Raw genomic sequence first — 20,657 nt, forward strand, 5'->3', positions numbered from 1 at the left:
GGCGGCTCCCCGACCACGGTTTTACGACCTGGCACGATGGCCCCATGCGTATCGCGGTGACAGGGTCAACGGGTCTGATCGGTTCGGCGCTCGTCCGCTCTCTGCTGGCGGACGGCCACGAGGTGGTGCGGCTGGTCCGCCACCGGACGAGGGCCGGCAGGCAGCCGGACGGCACGGTCGGGGTCGGCTGGAACCCGCATCGGATGCAGATCGACCGGGCCGGCCTCGACGGGGTCGAGGCCGTGGTGAACCTGGCCGGCGCCGGGGTCGGCGACCACCGGTGGACGGACTCCTACCGGCAGGAGGTCCGGGACAGCCGGGTGCTCGGCACCGAGACCATCGCCGCCGCCATCGCCGAGGCCAAGGAGCCGCCCCGGGTCCTGGTGAACGCCTCCGCCGTCGGCTACTACGGCCAGACCGGCGACCGGATCATCGACGAGGACGCGCCCGCCGGGGACGACTTCCTGGCGCGGGTCTGCGTCGAGTGGGAGGCCGCCGCCCGGCCCGCCGAGGACGCCGGGATCCGGGTCGCGTACGCCCGCACCGGACTGGTGCTCTCGGCGAAGGGCGGCGCGGGCGGACGGCTGTTCCCGCTGTTCCGGCTGGGACTGGGCGGGCGGCTGGGCTCGGGCGAGCAGTACTGGGCGGTGATCTCGCTGGCGGACGAGGTCGCGGCACTGCGGTTCCTGATCGACCGGCCGGAGCTGAGCGGGCCGTTCAACCTCACCGGCCCCGAGCCGGTCACCAACCGGGAGCTGACCGAGGCGATGGGTCGCGTGCTCCGGCGGCCGACGCCGTTCCCGGTGCCGGAGCCGGTGCTGCGACTGGCGCTCGGCGAGATGGCGGTGGAGGTCTGCGGAAGCCACCGGGTCCTGCCCAGGCGGCTCCTGGACGCCGGGTTCCGGTTCCGGCACCCGGACGCGGATTCGGCGGTACGGGCGGCGCTGGAGCGGCAGCCGGGCGCCTGATCCCCGGCCGGGCAGGTCCCTCGGGCCGCGGGACCGGCACCGTCGCGGCGGGAGCAGCGGGACCGGCACGGGCGACCCACTGGGCGGGAGGGCCTTCCAGGCACCTGATCCGCCCAATGTCTCCCGGGGGCACGGGGACCGGCGCGACCAGCCCGCAACGGCGGTGCACCATTGCGCGCAAGACTCCTCGCGCCCCGGTATTGCACCTTGCCGTAGGCGGGTGCCAACGGTGCGGCGGACCTGACGTGCGGCACCCCAGGGTGCCTGGGGTGCCGCACACCGGCCGTACCGCACCGGGATGTCCGGGGAACGTCCAGGGTGCGTACGGACCAGGGCGGGTGGGGCGGATGGAGGGGGCGCACGGTGGCATCCGGGCGGCGCGCCGTACGCCCCTGGTGACCGTACGCGCCCGCCGAGCCGGGGAATGCGCCGTTCCGGCGCACAGTCCGTGACCGCACCCCGCACCATGCCGCCGATGCCCGCGGAGGCCCCCGATTCGAACGAACTTCTCTGCCTGATCGCTGCACTGACGGGGCATCACATCGTCGGACCGTGCCCCGGCAGCCTGTTGTCCGCGTCGGCCGGTTCCCCAGGGATCAGGGAGGAGCACACTCGTGCCCGCACATGACTTCACCCGCCGCACCCGCCGGCAGTCCGACCCGGACGTCGTTGTGGTGGGCGCCGGGCTCGCGGGCCTGGCCGCCGCTCAGGCGCTCACCAGCCGAGGCGTGACCGTCCAGGTACTGGAGGCGACCGAGCGGATCGGCGGCCGGACGGCCGGCCGCGAACTCGACGGCTTCCGCTTGGACAACGGCGGTCACCTGCTGAACACCGACTTCCCCGAGCCACGCCGCAGGCTCGACCTGGACCGGCTGGAGCTGCGTCCGCTCGCCCCCGGTGTCCTGGTGCACAGCGGGATCCGCCGCTACCGCGTGGGTGATCCGCAGCAGACCGCCGCCCGGCAGGCCGCCACCCGCGGCCCACTGGGCAGCCCGCTGGACAAGGCCAGGCTCGGCGCCTCCCTCACCCGGCTCGCCGCCACCCCCGTCCAGCGGCTGCTGACCCGGCCGGAGACCACCATCGCCCGTGCGCTGGCCGAGCGGGGCCTGGCCCCCCGCACCGTGGACGGCTTCCTGCGCCCGCTGCTCGGCGCCCTGCTCAGCGACCCCACGCTCGGCACCAGCAGCCGGGTCGCCGACGTGGTGCTGCGCTCCTACGCGCGCGGACGGCTCTGCCTGCCCGCCGCCGGCATCGGCGCGGTCCCGGCACAGCTGGCCGAACGGCTTCCCGCCGGGACGATCCGGCTCGGCGTCCGGGTCACCGCGATCGCCGCCGACGGCGTCGACACCGCCGGGCACGGACGTATCGCCGCCCGCGCGGTGCTGCTGGCCACCGACGCCCAGTCGGCGGCCACGCTGCTCCCCGGCCTGCGGGTGCCGGACCACCACCCGGTGACCACCTACTACCACGCCGCGGACCGCTCACCGCTGGGCGAGGCCGTCCTGCTCCTCGACGCCGACCGGCCCGGCGGCCAGGCCGTGCTCTCCCACTCGCTGGTGCTGAGCGAGGTGGACCCCTCGTACGCACCGGCCGGACAGGCGCTGATCGCCACCACCGTGCTCGGACGCCGCAGCTTCGAGCCGGGCGGTCCCGCCGGGTACGAGCCGCTGGTCCGGCGCCGGCTGGCCGAGCTGTACGGCACGTCCACCTCGGGCTGGGAGTTCCTGAGCGTGCGCCACATCCCGGACGCCGTGCCGGCGATGCCGCCGCCGCACAACTTCCGGCGCCCGGTGCGCCTGCTGGCCGGGCTGTACGCCTGCGGCGACCACCGGGACACCAGCACCGTGCAGGGCGCGCTGGTCTCCGGACGGCGGGCGGCGCAGGCCGTGCTGCGTGATCTCCGGGTACCGGTGACCGCGCGGGCGGCGGAGGCGGCGTAGCCGGCTCGCTCCGGGCGGCCCGGGCACGGCAGGCCGGCGTCGCGGGACCAGCCGCGGCACCGGCCTGCCATGCCCACCGCGGGTCCCGCGCCGATCTGGCCCGACACCGGGGCCCGCGCTCAGATGACCCCGGTCTGGCGGGCGGCCTCCTCGAAGGAGCGGGCGGCCTGACTGCCCCGGTAGGGGGCCAGGCGGCGGTGGAAGTCGCGGAGGTACTCGACGGTGCGGGCCGAGCGCATCTCCCCCGCCGCGCGCAGGGAGTCGGCGGCGATGCCGCAGGCATCGTCCACGTCGCCCATGCCGAGGCGGGCGGTGGCGAGCACCATCCGGCAGAAGATCCGGCTGCGGGCGAAGGCGGGGGCCCGCAGCCGCAGGGACTTCTCGGCGTGCTGGGCGGCCGGGCGCCACTGCTGGAGGTCCCGGTAGCAGTGGGCGAACTCGTCGGCCAGCTGGGCCTCGTCGAAGTGGCGGGCCCAGGTGGGCAGGTCGTCGCCGGTCCGGGCGGTGCCCAGGGCCCGTTCGCAGCGGACCATGGCGGTGGTGCACGAGCGTACGTCGCCGACCAGGGCGTGGCCGCGCGCCTCGGCGGCGTGCATCAGGGCCTGCACGGTCGGCGGTGCGGCGCTGCCGACGCCCTGCTGGGCCACTCTGGCGAGCTGGATGGCCTCCCGGCCGTGGCCCAGGTGGACGGCCTGCTGGCTCATGGTGGTGAGGACGTGGCCGCCGAGCGGCCGGTCCCCCGCCGCCTGGGATAGGCGCAGCGCCTGGACGAAGTACCGCTGGGCGAGGCCGTGCGCGGCGATGTCGAAGGACGTCCAGCCGGCCAGTCTGGTGAGGTCGGCGACCGCGCCGAACAGGGCCCGACCGATCTGCTCGCCGTACCGGCCGCGCAGCATCGGTTCGGCCTCGCTCTCCAGGTACCGGACCAGCGCCTGCCGGGCGTGACCGCCGCCGTACGCCTGGTCCAGGGCGCGGAAGAGGTCGCCGACGGCGCGGATGGCAGCGATGTCGCCCCGGCCGACCCGCAGCGGCGGGCGCTGCTCGCGTACGGCGGGCTCGCCCGGCTCGGTGCCGGCGGCCCGGGCCGGACCGCCGGGGCCGCGGCTCTGGGACGGCACCCGGACCATCGGCGCCTGGACCAGCAGCTGGGCCGGGATGGCCGCCTGGGCCGGGGCGGCCGGGGTGCCGGGCCGGGCGCCGGGGACCGCCGGGCGGTTGTCCGTGCCTGGTGCGGAGCCGTCGCGGGCGACCCGCTCGTCGGTGCGGCCGATCAGCCAGTCCCGGCTGGGGACGACCAGGCCGGCCGGGGTGAAGGCGATCCGGCGCAGCTCGGACTGCGGGCCGTTGTCCTTGCGCCACATGCTGGCGACGATGTCCACGGCCTCCTGCGGGGTCTCGGCGAACTCGAGTCCGGCGTAGACGGGGGCGCAGGCGTCCAGGCCGATGTCCTGGGCGGAGAAGCGGCGGCCGAGACGCCGGGTGAAGACCTCGGCGATCAGCGCGGGGGTGGCGCCGCGGGGCTGCTGGCCGCGCAGCCAGCGGGTCACGGAGGTCTTGTCGTAGCGCAGGTCCAGGCCGTGCTCCAGGCCCAGCTGGTCGACCCGGCGGGCGAGACCGGCGTGCGAGAACCCGGCCTCCTCGATCAGGGCGGCGAGCCGCGGGTTCTGGGTCCGGTCGGCACCGTGGGCGGCGCCGTGCACGGGCTGGACGTGTACGGCCTGGGTGTCCGTCGGCTGCGGGTCCGCCGCCTGGGCGGCCCCGGCGGACCGCAGGGCATCGGTCTGACCGTGGTCGTCGGCGTGCGGGGGTGTCCCGGCCGGCGCGTGGTGCGGGTCGAGCTGTCCGTACGTGTTCGTCGGGCGGTCGGTTGCGGGCGTTTGGGGCATGTCGGTCTCAACACCTCTCTAGCGCCGCACCAGTACCCCGGTACCCGGGGCGGCGCCCCCTGTCGGGAGTCGGCGTGAATGTAGCGGGCATTTTGCCGCTATGGGCGGATCTGGGCGGCCAATCCTCCGAACGGGTGACTCAGTGGCGCCCATTGTGAGGAAGGTGGGGCTGAACGTGTTTGGGTGCATGTGTGACTCTGCCCGTTTCCGTTCCATAGCGGTCGGCACCACTCGCATGCGGAGTGCTGTGGGGGTCCGTCACATAGGAGTGGGCGGCCGTGCGTTCCTACCGTTCTCGGCCATGGACACCACTTCCCCCCGCCCGCTCGACGGCCGTACGGCACTGGTCACCGGCGCCGCCTCGGGCATCGGCCGGGCCTGCGCGGAGGCCTTCGCCGCAGCCGGCGCCCGGGTCTACGTCGTCGACGTGGCGGCCGCCGCGACCCAGGAACTCGCCTACCGGACGGGCGGATCGGCCTTCGTCACCGACCTCGCCGACCCCTCGGCCGTGGACGCGCTGCCGGACGACGCGGACATCGTGGTCAACAACGCCGGCCTGCAGCACGTCGCGCCCGTACACGAGTTCCCACCGGAGCGGTTCGCCCTGATCCAGCGGATCATGGTGGAGGCACCGTTCCGGATCCTGCGCCGCACCCTGCCGCGGATGTACGCGCGCGGGTGGGGCCGGGTCGTCAACATCTCCTCCGTGCACGGTCTGCGGGCCAGCGCCTTCAAGTCCGCGTACGTGACCGCCAAGCACGGCCTGGAGGGGCTGAGCAAGACGGTCGCCCTGGAGGGAGCTCCGTACGGCGTGACCAGCAACTGCATCAGTCCCGCGTACGTGCGAACTCCCCTGGTGCAGCGGCAGATCGCCGACCAGGCCCGGGTGCACGGCATCCGGGAGGAGGAGGTGGTGGAGCGGATCATGCTCGCCCGCACCGCCGTCAAGCGCCTGATCGAGCCGGCGGAGGTGGCCCGGATCGCCCTGTGGCTGTGCTCCCCCGACAGCGCGTACATCACCGGCGCGAGCCTGCCCGTGGACGGCGGCTGGACCGCTCACTGACGACTGCGCACCGATGACCGCACGCCGACCAGCGAACCGGCCACGCGCCGATTCGGCCGGCAGCAGGCCGATTCGGACCGGCCTGGCAGAGCGGCCCGGGCGGGCGCCGAACGGCCGGACGGCGGCGCGCGGTCGGCCGGGCGCGCTCTCGTGCTCCCCGGCACGAGGCCGGGAAAGCCCTGGGCGTTCCCCGTCCGGGCCGGACCTGGCACGATGGCGCGCACCATGGACGACCCTCACACCAGTTCCGCCCCGGCGCTGCGCAGGCTGCTCGCCCTGCTCGCGTCCGGCGCCGCCGCGGAGGAGCTCGCCGAGGTCCCGGCCGAGGCCCGGCGGCAGGGCGCCGCAGCCGCCGTGCTGGCCGAGATCGACGAGGCCGCCTGGCAGGCCGTGAGCGTGCACCGGACCCTTCGTCAGCACCGGCGCCGGGAGGCGGAGCTGACCGCGCTCTTCGACACCGCCGGCGACCTCTCCGCCTCGCGGGACCTGGACACCGTCCTGCAGGCGATCGTCCGCCGGGCCAGGATGCTGCTCGGCACCGACACCGCGTACCTCACCCTCCCCGACCCCGTGGCCGGGGACACGTACATGCGGGTCACGGACGGTTCGGTCTCGGAGCTCTTCCAGACCCTGCGCCTGAGCCTCGGGGACGGTCTGGGCGGACTGGTCGCGCAGACCGCCCGCCCCTACGCGACCGACGACTACCGCACCGACGAGCGCTTCCGCCACACCGACCGGATCGACGCCGGGGTCCTTGACGAGGGACTGGTGGCGATCATCGGGGTGCCGCTGCTGCTCGGCGGCCGGGTGATCGGGGTGCTGTTCGCCGCCGACCGCACCCCGCGCTCCTTCTCCCCCGACGAGGTCGCACTGCTGTGCTCGCTCGCCGCGCACGCCGCCATCGCCCTGGACAGCGCGAAGTCGCTGTCCGACACCCGGGCCGCGCTGGCCGAGCTGAACGCCGCCAACGCCGTCATCCGGGCGCACTCCGCCGCCGTCCAGCGCGCCGAACAGGCCCACGACCGGCTCACCGACCTGGTGCTGCGCGGCGCCGAGGTACCCGACGTGGCCGCCGAGGTCGCCGCCCTGCTCGGCGGCGAGGTCACCGTACGGGACGCCGAGGGCGGCCGGCTGGCCGGCCGCGGCCGGGACGGCAGGGGACTGGCCCGGGCGCTCGCCGCCTCCCGCACCGACGGGCGCGCCGTCCGGCACGGGGAGAGCTGGGTCTGCGCGGTGCTGGCCGGACAGGAGCCGCTCGGCAGCCTGCTGCTGCAGGGCCGGCCGGACCTGGACCACGCGGACCGCCGCCTGTTCGAGCGCGCCGCCGTGGTCACCGCGCTGCTCCTGCTGCTGCGCCGCTCGGTCGCCGAGACCGAGAACCGGGTCCGCGGCGAACTCCTCACCGATCTGCTCACCGCTCCGGACCGCGACCCCGCCCGGCTCACCGCTCGCGGCCGCCGTCTTGGCGTCGACCTCGGCCGGCCGCACCTGGTACTGGTCGCCGAAGCCGCACCCGAGGACCGGAGCCGGCTGGCCCGGGCCGCCGTCCGCCACCTGTTCGGGACCAGGGGCATCAGCGCCGAGCACGGCGAGGCGGTGGCCCTGCTGCTCCCCGACGACGGATCGCACTCTCCCGGGCAGCGGGCGGCCCAGGCCGCCGAACGGCTGGCCGGGCTGCTGGGCTCCCCGGTCACGGTCGGCGCCGGACGGGTCGCGACCGGTCCAGTCGCGCTGGCCGCCTCCTACTCGGAAGGGGTGCGGTGCGTACGCGCGCTGCGGGTGCTCGGACGGGTCGGCCACGGCGCCGCCGCCGCCGAACTGGGGTTCCTCGGAGTCCTGCTCGGTGACGGCCACCGGGTGGAGGGTTTCGTGGCGAGCACGCTCGGGCCGCTGCTGGAGTACGACGCCCGGCGCGGCACCGAGCTGGTCCGCACCCTGCGCGCCTACTTCGCCTGCGGCGGCAGCCTGACCAGGGCCAAGGACGACCTGCACGTCCATGTGAACACCGTGGTGCAGCGGCTGGACCGGATCGGGGCGCTGCTCGGGCGCGACTGGGACCAGCCCGAACGCGCGCTGGAGCTCCAGCTCGCACTGCGCCTGCGGCTCCTCGCGGAGAGCTGAGCAAAGGCCCGCCGCCCCTGGAGAGTGGTCCGTCCGCCCCGAGCAGCCGGGCTTCACCCGGTCAGGCGTACGCTTGCCGAGTTGGTCTCGAACGCCTGGCAAGGAGCAGCGGTGAGCGAGAACGTGCGGTTCGTGCGGATGGGCACCGGCGAGGGCTTGGTGCCGTACGAGGAAGCGTGGGCCGAGCAGCAGCGCCTGCATGCGCTGCGGGTGGCGGACGAGATCCCGGACACCGTGCTGCTGCTCGAGCATCAACCGGTGTACACCGCAGGCAAGCGCACCGACCCGGCGGACCGCCCGCTGGACGGTACCCCGGTGGTCGAGGTCAACCGCGGGGGCGAGATCACCTGGCACGGTCCGGGCCAGCTGATCGGCTACCCCATCGTCAAGCTGCCGGATCCGATCGACGTGGTCGCGTACGTGCGCCGGCTGGAGGAGGCGCTGATCCGCTCGTGCGCCGACTTCGGTGTCGAGAGCACCCGGGTCGAGGGCCGCAGCGGGGTGTGGGTGCTGGGCGAGGCGATCGCGGACGCGGTGGTGGACCCCGCGAAGGTGGTGGAGATCGGCAAGCTGACGCTGCGGATGGGTCTGCCGCTGGGTATCGACCCCCGGCTGGCCGGGCCCGAGTACGCGCCCTCCAACGCCGGTCAGCGCGGCGACGACCGCAAGCTGGCGGCGATCGGGGTGCGGGTCGCGCGCGGTGTGACGATGCACGGCTTCGCGCTCAACTGCAACCCTGACATGACCTGGTTCGACCGGATCGTGCCGTGCGGGATCCGGGACGCCGGAGTGGCCTCGATCGCCTCGGAGCTGGGTCGGGACTTCGGGGTCGGCGACGCGCTGCCGGTGGTCGAGGAGCATCTGCGGGCGGTCTTCGCGGAACTGCCGGAGCCCGCCCTCGTCCGCTGATTCCGGCCCTTCCCCGCCGTTCCTCCTGGCCCGTTCCCGGCCTCCACACTGGGAATGGGCCAGGCCCGTGTGCTGTTGCCCTGCGAATGCGGGGCACCGGCCCGACACAAGCCCCACAAGCACAGGCGTACCCTGGTGGTACCCCGTCTAGTTCTAGGAGTCGCACGTGTCCGCTGTCGCACCCGACGGCAGGAAGCTCCTTCGCCTGGAGGTCCGCAACAGCGAGACCCCGATCGAGCGGAAGCCTGAGTGGATCAAGACCCGGGCGAAGATGGGCCCGGAGTACAACGCCCTCCATTCGCTGGTGAAGAAGGAGGGTCTGCACACGGTCTGCCAGGAGGCCGGCTGCCCGAACATCTTCGAGTGCTGGGAGGACCGCGAGGCCACCTTCCTCATCGGCGGTGACCAGTGCACCCGCCGCTGCGACTTCTGCCAGATCGACACCGGCAAGCCCGCCGAGTTCGACCGGGACGAACCGCGCCGGGTAGCCGAGTCCATCCTGACCATGGACCTCAACTACGCCACCATCACCGGCGTCGCCCGTGACGACCTGGAGGACGGCGGCGCCTGGCTGTACGCCGAGACGGTGCGCCAGGTGCACGCGATGACGGCCGACCGAGCGGGCGGCCGGACCGGCGTCGAGCTGCTGGTCCCGGACTTCAACGCGGTGCCCGAGCAGCTGGCCGAGGTCTTCTCGTCCCGTCCCGAGGTGCTGGCGCACAACGTCGAGACGGTGCCGCGGATCTTCAAGCGGATCCGCCCCGCCTTCCGCTACGAGCGCTCGCTGGACGTCATCACCCAGGCCCGTGCGGCCGGTCTGGTGACCAAGTCCAACCTGATCCTGGGCATGGGCGAGACCCGCGAGGAGGTCAGCCAGGCACTGGAGGACCTGGTGAACGCCGGCTGCGAGCTGATCACCATCACCCAGTACCTGCGCCCGTCGCTGCGCCACCACCCCGTGGAGCGCTGGGTGAAGCCGCAGGAGTTCGTGGAGCTGCAGGAGGAGGCCGAGGAGCTCGGCTTCGCCGGTGTCATGTCGGGCCCGCTGGTGCGCTCCTCGTACCGGGCCGGCCGGCTGTACCGCCAGGCGCTGGAGCGCCGCGAGCAGGCGGCCGTCTGACCCGCGCCGATCACGCCGGACACTGCGGCGGGGTGGGCGACACGCTCACCCCGCCGCGGCGTCCGCGACGCCACCGCGGCCGCACTCTGCTTTCATCTGACAGTGACAGTCAGCTCACCGGACGGTAACACCGGCGGGTCAGGATGGGAGCGCCCAGCTCCGTACCGCCCAATCCGTATCTCGACGAGGGAAGTGCTCGGCATGCAGGTACGCATCGGAAAGCTCGCCCGGGTCCGCGAGGTCCGTTCGGTCGGCGGCGCGCTGCGCCTCGCCGAGAGCGTGCTGCTCGCGGGCGGACGGCAGCAGGCCCGGTTGAACGCCTGGACGGCCGTCTGTGAGAACCGCCGGAACGCGGCGGACCGGGAGAGCGGTGCGGCGCTGCTGAGCGACTCCACCGAGGAGCGCCGCCGAGGGGCCTGAGCGGGTGGGGCCGGTCGGCCCGGACGCCGCTGAATGCCTGCGGATGCCGTCGTGTGCCGCCGATTGCCCGCATGCGCTGCGGAATACCCGGGTCGTGCCGGAATGCGCTGATGCGGGTGGGGGGCGCCCCTTGGATATCCCCGGGCCCCGCCACGTACCATGAGCGTTATGGCGACGGAAACATCCGGGAACCCTGGGCGACTCAAGCAGATCCGCCTGGCGTACCAAATGACCAAGAAGGTCGACACCAAGATCGGCCTGATCATCGCAGGCGTCGGCCTGATCACCTTCGGCGTGTTCCTCGCCATCGGCTTTGCGATCGACCACCCCATCTACCTGGGCATCCTCGGCTTCATCGTGGCCTTCCTGGCGATGGCGATCGTCTTCGGTCGGCGCGCCGAGCGGGCGGCGTTCGGGCAGATGGAGGGCCAGCCGGGCGCGGTGGCGGCCGTGCTGAACAACATCCGGCGGGGCTGGAGCACCAACCCGACCCCGGTCGCCGTCACCCGCAACCAGGACGCGGTCTACCGCGCGGTGGGCCGGCCCGGTATCGCGCTGATCGGTGAGGGCAACCCGAACCGGGTCCGCCCGCTGCTGGCCGCCGAGAAGCGGAAGATGGCCAAGGTCGTCGGCGACATCCCGGTGCACGACATCATGGTCGGCGACGGCGACGGCGAGATCCCGCTCAAGAAGCTGCAGATCCATCTGATGCGGATGCCGAACGCGATCACCCCGGCGCAGGTCACCGAGACCAACGACCGCCTGCGCGCGCTGGGCGACCTGCTCTCCAAGGCGCCGATCCCCAAGGGCCCGATGCCGAAGGGCGCCCGGATGCCCAAGGGCGGCCAGGTCCGCTGACCACCGCTCCCCCGGACACACCACGGCCCCGCCGCGAACTCCTCGCGGCGGGGCCGTTCGACTTCCCGAGGGGGTTTCGCCGAAGGGCGGCCTCCTCGAAGGGCGGCTTCGAAAGACGGCGTCCCCGGAAGGTCAGATCCGGACCTCGACCGTGCCGACCGCCTTGTCGTGCAGTCCCCGGGTGTCGCGGTCCCAGACCACCGCCGGCACCACCAGGCAGAGCAGCAGGGTGCGCAGCAGGACCTGGGGGACGGTCGCGCGGCTGCCGTCGAGCCGGACAACCCGCAGGCCGAACAGCCGCTTGCCGACCGTCGTCCCCGCGGTGGCCAGCAGCAGCACGCTGACGAGGTAGAACAGCGGGGTGGTCCACAGATTGGCGACCGTCTGGTCACCGCGGGCGATCAGCCCGTAGGCGACCAGGCTGCAGAGCCAGCCGTCGACGAACAGCGCGCCGATCCGGCGGCCCGGGCCCGCGATCGATCCGGGGCCCTCCTTGGGCCGGCCGAGCCGCTCACCGCGGTACCCGAAGTCGGCGCCCATCTTCTCAGCGGCGGCCTTCGGGCCGTCGATCCACGATCCCAACGCTTCTCTGGTGTCCACGAATCCACACTATCCGGGCAGTACGGCCGATCTTCGGCCCCCTCCCCCGCTGGCAACCCGTGTGGGTGAATCGCATACCGCCGATCCGACTGAGTGGTCCAGACCACTAGCCGCACACGGCCTGGAGCGGAGAAGCGTTTTGCCCGGAACCGTACGACTTTGCCGCCCGCGACGCGCGGGTGGTTAACATTCAGGAAACGGTGGGGTCACCAGTCGGAAACGACCCCTCCCTATGGTGAGCCACCAAATCGCACGCTGAGGAGGATGGATGTTCAACAACGCCGCCGAAGTGAAGCAGTACATCACGGACAACGACATCAAGTTCATCGACGTCCGGTTCTGCGACCTGCCGGGTGTCATGCAGCACTTCTCGGTCCCCGCCTCCACCTTCGACCCGGACGAGACGCTGATGTTCGACGGCTCGTCGATCCGCGGCTTCCAGGCCATCCACGAGTCGGACATGGCGCTGGCGCCGGACCTCAGCACGGCCCGTCTGGACCCGTTCCGCACCGACAAGCACCTCAACATCAACTTCTTCATCCAGGACCCGATCACGGGTGAGGCCTACAGCCGCGACCCGCGCAACGTCGCCAAGAAGGCAGAGGCGTACCTCGCCTCCTCCGGCATCGCGGACACCGCCTTCTTCGGGCCGGAGGCGGAGTTCTACGTCTTCGACTCGGTGCGGTTCGAGACCAGCGCGAACGAGTCGTTCTACCACATCGACTCCGAGGCGGGCGCCTGGAACACCGGCTCGGTCGAGGGCGACGTCCGCGGTTACAAGGTCCGCTACAAGGGCGGTTACTTCCCCATCCCGCCGGTCGACCACTTCGCCGACCTGCGCGCGGAGATCTCGCTGGAGCTGGCCGCGTCCGGCATCCAGGTGGAGCGCCAGCACCACGAGGTGGGCACCGCCGGCCAAGCCGAGATCAACTACAAGTTCAACACCCTGCTGCACGCCGCCGACGACCTGATGCTGTTCAAGTACATCGTCAAGAACGTCGCGTGGCGGAACGGCAAGACCGCCACCTTCATGCCCAAGCCGATCTTCGGGGACAACGGCTCCGGCATGCACGTCCACCAATCGCTCTGGCTGGACAACTCCCCGCTCTTCTACGACGAGCAGGGCTACGCCGGCCTCTCCGACACCGCCCGCTACTACATCGGCGGTCTACTGAAGCACGCGCCCTCGCTGCTGGCCTTCACCAACCCCACGGTGAACTCCTACCACCGCCTGGTGCCCGGCTTCGAGGCACCGGTCAACCTGGTGTACTCGCAGCGCAACCGCTCGGCCGCGATCCGCATCCCGATCACCGGCTCCAACGCCAAGGCCAAGCGCATCGAGTTCCGCGCTCCCGACCCCTCCTCCAACCCCTACCTCGCCTTCTCCGCCATGCTGATGGCCGGCCTGGACGGCATCAAGAACAAGATCGAGCCGCTGGAGCCGGTCGACAAGGACCTCTACGAGCTCGCCCCCGAGGAGCACGCCTCGGTCCCCCAGGTCCCCGCCTCGCTCGCCGCCGTCCTCGAAGCCCTGGAGAACGACCACGAGTACCTGCTCGCGGGCAACGTCTTCACCCCCGACCTGATCGAGACCTGGATCGACTTCAAGCGCACCAACGAGATCGCCCCGATCGCGCTGCGTCCGCACCCGCACGAGTTCGAGCTGTACTACGACCTGTAAAGCGGACTCTGACCTGCGGAAACGCAAATCAACACCTCCGCGTTCTCGCAGGTCAGCAAGTCGCTGACCTGCGAAAACGGATTCGGGTTGCACGCGTCAGACTCGCGACGCCGCCGCGATGTGCACCGGGTGTGCACGCGGATCGAACTCGCGGCCGGTCTGCCGCACCCCGCTTCCCGGCGGGCCGCCCCCCTGCGGCGCGCACCAGCCATCGGTCACACTGGGTAGTCATGCTGGCGCGCATTGGCCTCGCCGAAGGCAGATTCCCGACAGCAACGCGTTGATTCGGCAAAATGCGTCGAAATCGAAGGCCGCCATCCCCCCTGGGGTAGCGGCCTTCGATTTCTGGGGGCGCCGTCGAGCCGTGGGAAGAACCAGGAGCCCAGACACGTTCGGATCGCCTCAGATCCCCATAATCGGGTCCGGGTGCTCTCGAAACTGGTCAGCGGCCCACTCGGGCCGCGAGGCCGTCGAGTACGCACTCCAGGCCGAACGCGAACTCCGCGTCGGGGTCGGGTTCTTCGGCCTCGTGGACGCGGCGGGCGAGCATCGGGTGCTCGCCCGCCGCGAGGACGGCGCTGATGTAGGGCCCGAGGCTGCGCTGCCACTGCTCCTCACTCAGGCCGGTGCGTTGCTCGGCGCGCCGAGCGGCCTGCTGGGTGGCCACCGAGCCCAGCACGTACGCGTGCACGGCGCTGAGCGCCTGCGACGCCAGCGTGATGTCGGGCGTGAGCGCGACGGCGGCGCGCAGGGCGGATTCGGCCCGCCGCAACGTGTTGGGGCCGAGCGAGGGCCTGCCCGCCAGTTCGGCCGCCAGCCACGGGTGGCGCAGCAGGGTCGCGCGCTGGGTGTGCGCGACCGCGGCCAGGTCGGTGCGCCAGTCCGGGGTGGGCTCGGGGAGCGGGTCCTCGCCCTGGGCCGCGTCGACCATCAGGTCCACCAACTCGTCGCGGTTGGTGATGTAGCGGTAGAGGGTGGCCGTCCCGGAGCCGAGGTCGCTCGCGACCCGGCGCATCGAGACCGCGGCCAGGCCCTCCGCGTCGGCAACGGCCAGCGCGGCGGCCACGTACTGGTCCACTCCCGGGGCGCGTCGGGCCGGTTCGGGGCGAGGCCTGGTCCACACCGACCAGGGAGCGGGTTCGGTCATCGGGTGCTTCCCTTCCTCGTTGACCGGCATTCTAGCTTCTGGCTACGGTGTAGCCATGACGGAAACGGCGTATCTGGAAGTACCGGTCCTCGTGGTCGGGGGCGGCAGCGTCGGGCTGCTCACTGCGGCGTTGCTCGCCCACCACGGCGTCCCCGCGGTGCTCGTCGAACGCCGCTCGGGGCCGTCCGTCCACCCGCGCGCCACCGGCATCGGGCCCCGGACGGTCGAGATCCTGCGTGAACTCGGGCTGGACACCGCCGTCGACGCTGTCGCTGTCGACCTACGGGGTGCCACGGCCAAGGCGGTGGCGCGGACCGTCGTCGAGATGGGCGCGGGCGACGTCGTGACCGTGCCCATGCCGATCCCGTCCGCCACCGAGCTGGACACGACGCCGTTCAGGCTGCGTGGCGTCTGCGCACAGGACCGCCTTGACGCCGTGGTGGCGGCCGACCTGGCGCGCCGCGGAGCGGATGTGCGCTGGTCGACCCGCCTGATCGGCATCGCGCAGGACGCCGACGGGGTCGACGTCGAACTGGAGGGGCCCGATGGTCGCTACTCGCTGCGCTCCGCGCGCGTGGTGGCCGCGGACGGCACGCACAGCCCCGTGCGGACCGCGCTCGGCGTGGGCACCTCCGGGGCGGGCGACCTGGGCAAGTCGAAGATCAACATCCTGTTCCGCGCCGACCTCCGACCCCACCTGCGGGGGATGTCCTTCGGCACCTGCACGATCACCGCGCCGGAGGCACCCGGCCTGCTGGTGACCGTGGACGGAGCGACCACCTGGGTCTTCCACGTCACCTGCGACGTGGACGGGGGCGAGCACCCCGAGGACTTCACGGACGAACGCTGCGTCGCGGTCGTCCGCGCGGCGGTCGGCGATCCCGACCTCGACGTCGAGGTGCGCAGCGTGCTGCCGTGGCGGCCCCGGAGCGCCCTGGCCGACCGCTTCGCCGTCGGCCGCGTGTTCCTGGTCGGCGACGCCGCCCACACCGTGGCACCCCTGGGTGCGTTCGGCCTCAACACCGGCGTCGCCGACGCCCACAACCTCGCGTGGAAACTGGCCGCCGTCCACCACGGCGAGGCGGGCGCCGGACTGCTCGACACCTACGCGCAGGAGCGCGAGCCGGTCGCCGCGGCGACGCTGGACCAGGCGATGCGCAGACTCGCCGACCCGGCGCTGCACTGGGGGCGTGGACCCGAGGCCGACGCCGCCAGGGCTGCGGCGGGGGTGTGGGCGGCGCCGGTCGTGCACCTCGGCCAGCGGTACGACTCGGCCGCCGTCGTCGACCCACAGCCGGAACTCCTGTCCACGGTCGACCTGGCGGTGGCGCTGGACGGGTCGCCGGGTTCACGGGTGCCCCACGCGTGGGTCGACGGGGTCTCCACGCTCGACCTGGTCGCATCCCGGTGGACCCTGCTGGTGGGCGCCGCGGGCGACCCGTGGCACGCTGCCGCGGCGCACGTCGGCCTACCGGCACACCGGGTCTGTGCACCGTGGCTGTCCGACGACGGAGCCCTGCTCGTGCGACCGGACGCGATCGTCGCGATGCGGGTCACGGCGCCGGTCCCGGATCCGGCGCGGCTCCTCGCCGACGTCCTGGACCAGGTGCTCGCCCGCCCGGTCACGGCAACGAGCACCTGGCCCGGGGTCACTCCGACGGCGGCACCCCCGTCACTGCGGCCCAAGTCACGGTCTGCATCTGGGCGCGGATCAGGTCCGGTCGGCCCCGCGGGCCACTGCCGGGCGCAGCGTGGCGGTGGCGTGGACGGCCCGACGGTCGAGCTTGCCGGAGCCGGTGAGCAGCAGCTCGGGGCGGACTCGCCCCCTCAGCTTGGCGCCCTAACCCCGTGCGACGTCCGCACTGGCACAGCGGGCCCTATGGCGGGTGACGAAGCCGCGGATTCGTTTCAAGGCTGACCGTTCCCCTGAGAATGGGCCTGGCGGTGCCCGCTGATCGCAGGCCGGGATCACGGAAGCCGCAAGCACACGACCCGCCACACGCCGGGGCCGCCCGAGCTGGCTGTTCGGTGAGTGCGCGCAGCTCTGGCGGAGCCACGCAGTGGCGTAGCTTGGGACCATGAGCATCGATGCCGCCACCTTCGCCCGCCTGCGCGAGATCGCGGACGAGCTGTCCCAGCTGCCCATGAAGCCCCGAGTGGAGATCGGCCGGCAGGGCTTGGTCATGATGGTGTCGCCGACTACTCCGCATGGCCTGACGGCCATCTACCTGCGCCGACAGCTGGAGCAACAGGCCCCGGACGCGCTCGTGTTCACGGACACCGACATGCAGGACGCCGAACTGGGCCGGATGCGAGTGCCCGACCTCATGGTCCTTCCCATGGACTTGATCGACTCTCAACCTCAAGACGCCGTCAACCCCCGCGATGTCGAGCTGGTCGTCGAGGTCGTCTCCAGGTCCAATCCGGAGAACGACTACCGCGACAAGATCGCGGACTACTCGGCGATGGGCATCCCGCTCTACCTCATCGTTGATCCCGGCCGCGGCACGGCACAGGTGATGTCCGAGCCGGACGGCACGGGCTACGGCAAGACCCGCACCTACGACTACGGCCAGCCCGTCTCAGTCGGCCGCTGGCTCCTCGCCACCGGCGATCTCCCGCGCTACCGCTGAGCCAAGAGGCGAGCGGGGCCTGATCGGCGTTCGGCATCGGCGACACCTGAACCTGACCCGATCACCGAGGGCTCCGGAATGTGCACCAGTCGTGCACCGGCCCTCCCCTGGGGCTCTTCCGTCACAGGTCAGAGCCATGCCCGGTCAGTACTACGACCTCCGGGTCAGGCTCCCTGGCCTACTCGGGTCGAACCCGCCCTGTCGTAGGTGCTGACGGACCTTGATCCCGCAACGGACTCGGGACCGCTGTCAAGCGGACGCGAGATGTGCCTGGGCCTCTGCTGTCCAGGGGATCACCTGAGAGAGCATGGGCCTCGGGCGCTAGCGAGGGCGGGAGGTTCCATACCAGGGAGGGGTTCCTGTTCGCCGGATAGGTCGTGGGCACTGGGGTCGATCGCCGACCTGGGTCGCCGTTCCCCAACCGCGCGCAGCGGCCGGCGGGTTCACAGGCCGGGCAGCGGGTCCTGCTCGCCGGGGACGACCTGGACCGACTCCTCCGGGCCGCGGCACTCGCGGCCGAGGCGGAGCATCCGGGACTCCGAGTCGTGGAGCGGGCGGTTGCAGCGGCGGCAGCGCACGGTGCGCTGGAGAAGCGGCTGGATCGGCGGGATGAGGGCGGGATCGGACATGGGCACAGTCTCGCGGAAAACCCGTTCGCCGTGGGCGGTGCGGGCGGGCAGGATCGCGGGATGAGCAAGCAGGCGCGCGTGACTACGGGCGGTCGGTGAGGTCGCCCCGAGGGCCGGAGTCGGGGGCAGCCCTGACGCACGGCGCGGGCCTGGGCCGCAAGAGCCCGCAGGTCATCAGCGGGCAGGGAAGTCTCCGGCCTTCACCCCGGCCACAGGAGCGGCCCGTCGTCCGCCGTGAAGCGGGCTTGCCGACCCATGCGGGCCGCCACTCGCTCGTCCGCCGAGTTCTCATCTGCCTTCTCAGCGGCCCACCTCACGGTACTACCGTCCGTCGATGCTTGGTGGCGGACCGCCACTAGGGAGCGGGGGTGCGCGAACTCGGCTGCGCCGACCGGCTCTTCTACCGGAGCGTCACCGGAAGGGTCTGGAAGCCCCGCAGGACGAGGCGGTCGCGGCGGGTGGCGCCGGGGGCCGGGGCGAGTGCGGGGAAGCGGTCGAGCAGGGCGGGGAGGGCGATGGCGGACTCCAGCCGGGCCAGGCCGGCGCCGAGGCAGAAGTGCGGGCCGCCGCCGAAGCTCAGCGGCTGGCTGTCCTGGCGGGTGGGGTCGAAGCGGGCGGGGTCCGGGTAGCGGAGCGGGTCGCGGTTGGCGGCGCCGATCAGCAGGAACACGCCGCCGTCCCTTGGGATCTCCTCGTCGCCCACCCGCACGCCGTCGGTGGTCGCGACCCGGACGGTGAGCTGGACGGGCGAGTCGTGGCGCAGCACCTCGTCGGTGAGTCCGGACGGTGTGACGGTGCCCGCGCGGACGGCGGCCAGGGTCCCGGGGTGCTCGAAGAGCCGGGCGAGACCGTTGCCGAGCAGGTTGGTGGTGGTCTCGAAGCCCGCGCCGAGCAGCAGGACCAGGTTGGCCAGCAGCTCGTGGCCACAGAGCCGGGACGGGTCCGCGGCGGCGACCTCGACCAGGGCGCTGACCAGGTCCTGCTGCGGGTCGGCCCGGCGCCGGGCGGCGAGGCGGGCGAAGTACTGGGTGAGTTCCTCGGCCGCCTCGTCGGCGGCGGCCAGTTCCGACTCGTCGGCGACCGGTTCCAGCGCGGCCGCGAGGTCGGCGGCGAGCGGGCGGAACCGGGCTCGGTCGGCCTCCGGCACCCCGAGCAGTTCGCAGATCACGCCGACCGGGAGCCGGTAGGCGAAGGCGTCCATGAAGTCGACCGGCGAGCCGTCGGCGCCCTGCTCGGCCATCTCGTCGAGCAGTCGGTGCACTGCGGTCGTGACGGGCTCCGCCAGTGCGGCGGTCCGGCGGGCCGTGAAGACCGAGGCGATCAGCGAGCGCATCCGGTGGTGGTGCGGGGCGTTGGTCTCCAGGATCGAGCGGCTGAGCAGGAGCTGGGACGGGTGCTCGGCGTAGCTCTCCTCCCAGCGCTCCCGCTGTTCGGCGTCCACCACCCCGAGGTCCGGGTTGCGGAGCGCCTGGTGCACCTCGCGGTACCCGACGGCCATCGCCAGTCCCCTGCCACTGGGGACGACCGGCCCGAGCCCGCGGGCGAGCTCGTACAGCGGGTACGGGTCGGCCCGGCCCGCCGGTGACATCAGCTGCTCCATGATCGCCGCGCCGTCCATGAAACGTCCCTCTCGACTGGGCTGCTGGTGGGTCAACTGGACGGTGGGAGTGATGAGTTCCCGAGTGGTGGGCCTTTCGGGGCGGGCGCGGGCGGGTGGCGAGCCGCACGGGGGCCGATCGCCTAGTCTTGCGGCGTGGAAATCTGGATCAACCCGCGCTGCGGGAAGTGCCGTACGGCGATCAGCGAGCTGGACGCCGCCGGGGCCGAGTACACCGTCCGCCGCTACCTGGAGGACCCGCCGGACGCCGCCGAGATCGAGCGGGTCCTGGAGCGGCTGGCGCTGGAGCCGTGGGACATCGCCCGGGTGGACGAGGCGGTCGGCAAGGAGCTGGGGCTCAAGGAGTGGGGCCGGACGGAAGCCGACCGGGCCCGGTGGATCGAGGCGCTGGCCGCGAACCCGATCCTGATCCAACGGCCGATCATCACGGCGGACGACGGGCACGCGGTGGTGGCGCGGACGCCGGAGGCGCTGCGGTCGGTCATCCCGGGCTAGCGGGCGCGTCTCGGAGCCGTCGGGCCCTGACGGAGTGCACCCGCGCCCAGGGGCGTGGTCAGGGCCGGCGGTCGATCGTGCGCTCCCCCTCGCCCTGGTGCCAGGAGCGGATCACCAGGTGGTCGTCCTCGACCGTGGTCAGGACGGCCTCGGTGAGCTCCAGGCGGAAGGCGTGGAACGGGCCGGGCACAGGCGCCGGAAGGTCGGAGACGTAGGCGGAGAGCTCGATCTCGTCGAGGATCTCCACCGCGATGCCGGAGATCTTGGCGTCGCCGTCCGCCATGGTCTCGTCGCCGGGGTGGCTGTGCAGCGAGAAGCGGCCGTCACGCCGCAGGTCCAGGGCCTTGACCGCGCCCAGCATCGAGCCGATGGTCAGGTCGGCGCCGATGAACTGGACCTCCGTACCGCTCACCCGGGGCGCGCCGTCCTTGCGCAGGGTGGCCAGCACATGGTGCCGGTGCGCCTCGAATCGGGCCCGGACGGCCGGGGCCAGATCGGGTGCCTCTCGTTCGAAATCCTGCCAGGTGGTCATGGCGCCCAGTCTTGCACCGGGCGCTGACAACGGCCCG

At 72.7% G+C, this 20,657-nt stretch carries 18 protein-coding genes; 12 read left to right on the plus strand and 6 right to left on the minus strand.

Annotation, left to right across the window (positions count from 1 at the left end):
* Positions 1–44 precede the first annotated feature (44 nt).
* Positions 45–968 carry a TIGR01777 family oxidoreductase gene (locus tag ABD369_RS00750; protein ID WP_344634159.1) on the plus strand — a complete coding sequence of 308 codons (924 nt, stop codon included), beginning with the start codon at positions 45–47 and terminating at the stop codon, positions 966–968.
* Positions 969–1,582: 614 nt separating this feature from the next.
* A complete protein-coding gene (locus ABD369_RS00755; RefSeq protein WP_344634160.1) occupies positions 1,583–2,908 on the plus strand; it encodes an NAD(P)/FAD-dependent oxidoreductase in 1,326 nt (441 codons plus the stop codon).
* Positions 2,909–3,027: 119 nt separating this feature from the next.
* Here ABD369_RS00755 and ABD369_RS00760 read toward each other — a convergent pair whose 3' ends face one another.
* Positions 3,028–4,794 (minus strand): NsdA family TPR-like regulatory protein, encoded by a 1,767-nt coding sequence (locus ABD369_RS00760; RefSeq protein ID WP_344634161.1) that lies wholly within the window; start codon positions 4,792–4,794, stop codon positions 3,028–3,030.
* A 301-nt stretch (positions 4,795–5,095) separates the two neighbouring features.
* Here ABD369_RS00760 and ABD369_RS00765 point away from each other — a divergent pair, with 301 nt between their 5' ends.
* The 6 genes from ABD369_RS00765 to ABD369_RS00790 all read left to right on the plus strand — a co-directional run bounded on the left by ABD369_RS00765 (position 5,096) and on the right by ABD369_RS00790 (position 11,285).
* Positions 5,096–5,857 (plus strand): 3-hydroxybutyrate dehydrogenase, encoded by a 762-nt coding sequence (locus ABD369_RS00765; protein WP_344634162.1) that lies wholly within the window; start codon positions 5,096–5,098, stop codon positions 5,855–5,857.
* Positions 5,858–6,082: 225 nt separating this feature from the next.
* Positions 6,083–7,978 (plus strand): helix-turn-helix domain-containing protein, encoded by a 1,896-nt coding sequence (locus ABD369_RS00770; RefSeq protein WP_344634163.1) that lies wholly within the window; start codon positions 6,083–6,085, stop codon positions 7,976–7,978.
* 138 nt (positions 7,979–8,116) lie between these two features.
* On the plus strand, positions 8,117–8,887 hold the full coding sequence (gene lipB, locus ABD369_RS00775; RefSeq protein ID WP_425557510.1) for a lipoyl(octanoyl) transferase LipB: 771 nt from the start codon (positions 8,117–8,119) through the stop codon (positions 8,885–8,887).
* A gap of 166 nt (positions 8,888–9,053) precedes the next feature.
* On the plus strand, positions 9,054–10,007 hold the full coding sequence (gene lipA, locus ABD369_RS00780; RefSeq protein WP_344634165.1) for a lipoyl synthase: 954 nt from the start codon (positions 9,054–9,056) through the stop codon (positions 10,005–10,007).
* Between the two features lie 201 nt (positions 10,008–10,208).
* Complete coding sequence (locus tag ABD369_RS00785) at positions 10,209–10,427, plus strand: hypothetical protein (RefSeq protein ID WP_344634166.1); 219 nt, start codon at positions 10,209–10,211, stop codon at positions 10,425–10,427.
* Positions 10,428–10,586: 159 nt separating this feature from the next.
* Positions 10,587–11,285: a DUF4191 domain-containing protein gene (locus tag ABD369_RS00790; protein WP_344634167.1), complete on the plus strand. Its 699-nt coding sequence runs from the start codon at positions 10,587–10,589 to the stop codon at positions 11,283–11,285.
* 132 nt (positions 11,286–11,417) lie between these two features.
* Here ABD369_RS00790 and ABD369_RS00795 read toward each other — a convergent pair whose 3' ends face one another.
* On the minus strand, positions 11,418–11,885 hold the full coding sequence (locus ABD369_RS00795; RefSeq protein ID WP_344634168.1) for an RDD family protein: 468 nt from the start codon (positions 11,883–11,885) through the stop codon (positions 11,418–11,420).
* Positions 11,886–12,153: 268 nt separating this feature from the next.
* Here ABD369_RS00795 and glnA point away from each other — a divergent pair, with 268 nt between their 5' ends.
* Positions 12,154–13,566 carry a type I glutamate--ammonia ligase gene (gene glnA / locus ABD369_RS00800; protein WP_344634169.1) on the plus strand — a complete coding sequence of 471 codons (1,413 nt, stop codon included), beginning with the start codon at positions 12,154–12,156 and terminating at the stop codon, positions 13,564–13,566.
* A 442-nt stretch (positions 13,567–14,008) separates the two neighbouring features.
* Here the strand turns inward: glnA and ABD369_RS00805 are convergent, their stop codons facing one another.
* Complete coding sequence (locus ABD369_RS00805) at positions 14,009–14,713, minus strand: TetR/AcrR family transcriptional regulator C-terminal domain-containing protein (RefSeq protein ID WP_344634170.1); 705 nt, start codon at positions 14,711–14,713, stop codon at positions 14,009–14,011.
* Between the two features lie 55 nt (positions 14,714–14,768).
* Between ABD369_RS00805 and ABD369_RS00810 the strand changes: the two genes are divergently transcribed.
* Positions 14,769–16,631, plus strand: coding sequence for an FAD-dependent monooxygenase (locus ABD369_RS00810; RefSeq protein ID WP_344634171.1), 1,863 nt, complete (start codon positions 14,769–14,771; stop codon positions 16,629–16,631).
* A gap of 160 nt (positions 16,632–16,791) precedes the next feature.
* Entirely contained in the window at positions 16,792–17,346 is a 555-nt protein-coding gene (locus tag ABD369_RS00815; RefSeq protein WP_344634172.1) for a Uma2 family endonuclease, read from the plus strand.
* A 443-nt stretch (positions 17,347–17,789) separates the two neighbouring features.
* Here ABD369_RS00815 and ABD369_RS00820 read toward each other — a convergent pair whose 3' ends face one another.
* Together ABD369_RS00820 and ABD369_RS00825 are read right to left on the minus strand one after the other, a co-directional pair.
* The gene (locus ABD369_RS00820; protein ID WP_344634173.1) at positions 17,790–17,975 is read right to left on the minus strand and encodes a DUF6011 domain-containing protein; all 186 of its coding nucleotides are present in this window, start codon (positions 17,973–17,975) and stop codon (positions 17,790–17,792) included.
* Positions 17,976–18,375: 400 nt separating this feature from the next.
* Positions 18,376–19,593 carry a cytochrome P450 gene (locus ABD369_RS00825; RefSeq protein ID WP_344634174.1) on the minus strand — a complete coding sequence of 406 codons (1,218 nt, stop codon included), beginning with the start codon at positions 19,591–19,593 and terminating at the stop codon, positions 18,376–18,378.
* Positions 19,594–19,728: 135 nt separating this feature from the next.
* Between ABD369_RS00825 and ABD369_RS00830 the strand changes: the two genes are divergently transcribed.
* Entirely contained in the window at positions 19,729–20,088 is a 360-nt protein-coding gene (locus ABD369_RS00830) for an ArsC/Spx/MgsR family protein (protein ID WP_344634175.1), read from the plus strand.
* A 58-nt stretch (positions 20,089–20,146) separates the two neighbouring features.
* On the opposite strand, the gene ABD369_RS00835 is transcribed toward ABD369_RS00830, so the two are convergent.
* Positions 20,147–20,620, minus strand: coding sequence for a pyridoxamine 5'-phosphate oxidase family protein (locus ABD369_RS00835; RefSeq protein WP_344634176.1), 474 nt, complete (start codon positions 20,618–20,620; stop codon positions 20,147–20,149).
* Between the last annotated feature and the right edge of the window lie 37 nt (positions 20,621–20,657).

It is taken from the genome of Kitasatospora cystarginea, assembly GCF_039533515.1.
GTDB classification, from domain to species: Bacteria; Actinomycetota; Actinomycetes; order Streptomycetales; family Streptomycetaceae; genus Kitasatospora; species Kitasatospora cystarginea.